Source organism: Amphritea sp., from assembly GCF_050300915.1.
Taxonomy (GTDB): domain Bacteria; phylum Pseudomonadota; class Gammaproteobacteria; order Pseudomonadales; family Balneatricaceae; genus Amphritea.
The window spans coordinates 1-1,424 of record NZ_JBNKYN010000155.1 but is presented as its reverse complement, the minus strand read 5'-3'; the positions used below and the strand labels follow the sequence as shown (position 1 = coordinate 1,424).

Here is a 1,424-nt window from a genome sequence, read left to right as displayed (position 1 = left end):
TTGCTGGTCTCGCCCGCCGCAAAGGTCAGGGTACCGCTGTTGCCGGTGAAGTCATTGGCTTCAGCGCTGTCGCCCGCTTCGATGCTGGTGGCAAAGTCAACGGTCTGATCTGCCGCCGCATCCCCGGTCCGGGTTACGGTGAAGGTCATCAGGCCGCCTTCGCTGATGCTGACATCGCCAACGCTGAAGCTGGTGGTGTCGTCATCCGGTGTACCTGGGGTGCCCGGAGGCAGTGGGCCTGTACCGTCATCGACGATGGTACCCACGCCAGTGCCGTCTGCGATCTGGCCGCCATTGGTGGCGTTGCTCAGGTTGACGCTGAAGGTCTCGGCGCCTTCGTAGATGCCATCCTGGCTGGTCTGTACGGTAAAGGTCTTGCTCACTTCGCCAGCGGCGAAGGTCAGCGTACCGCTGTTGGCGGTGAAGTCATCCGCTTCGGCGCTGTCACCCGCGGCAATGCTGGTGGCAAAGTCAACGCTCTGATCCGCTGCAGCATCGCCGCTACGGGTCACGGTGAAGGTCATTAAGCCCCCTTCACTGATGCTCACATCATTGACGCTGAAGCCGGTACGGTCATCGTCCGGGGTGCCAGGACCGGTCGGGTCGAATGGCCCTGGACCGGTGCCGTCATCCAGAATGGTACCGGTGGCGGTCGCCGTGGTAATGGTCGCGCCATTGGTCGGTGTATCCAGCTGAACGGTAAAGGTCTCTGCACCTTCATACTGGGCATCCTGGGTGGTCTGCACGGTGAAGGTTTTGCTGGTCTCGCCCGCCGCAAAGGTCAGGGTGCCGCTGTTAGCGCTGAAGTCAGCCGCTTCCGCCGTGTCACCGGCACCGATCAGGGTGCTGAAGTTGACGCTCTGATCCGCTTCGGCATCGCCGCTGCGGGTCACGGTGAAGGTCATCAGGCCACCTTCACTGATGCTGACATCGGCCACACTGAAGCCGGTGGTGTCATCATCCGGTGTACCTGGGGTGCCCGGAGGCAGTGGGCCGGTGCCGTCATCGACGATCGTACCGGTGGCGGTACCATCGGCAATGCTGCTGCCCACGGAGTTGTTGCTCAGGCTGACCGTGAAGGTCTCGCTGCCTTCATAGATCGCATCCTGAGTGGTCTGCACGGTGAAGGTCTTGCTGGTCTCGCCCGCCGCAAAGGTCAGGGTACCGCTGTTGCCGGTGAAGTCATTGGCTTCAGCGCTGTCGCCCGCTTCGATGCTGGTGGCAAAGTCAACGGTCTGATCCGCCGCCGCATCCCCGGTCCGGGTTACGGTGAAGGTCATCAGGCCGCCTTCGCTGATGCTGACATCGCCAACGCTGAAGCTGGTGGTGTCGTCATCCGGTGTACCAGGGGTGCCCGGAGGCAGTGGGCCTGTACCGTCATCGACGATGGTACCCACGCCAGTGCCGTCTGCGATCTGGCCGCC

1 protein-coding gene is annotated in these 1,424 nt (G+C 62.7%); it reads right to left on the bottom strand.

Annotated features, from left to right (window positions below; all coding sequences use genetic code 11):
- Nucleotides 1-1,424: Calx-beta domain-containing protein (locus ACQY8X_RS20880; RefSeq protein WP_428037057.1), on the bottom strand; the 1,424-nt coding region annotated here is incomplete at both ends.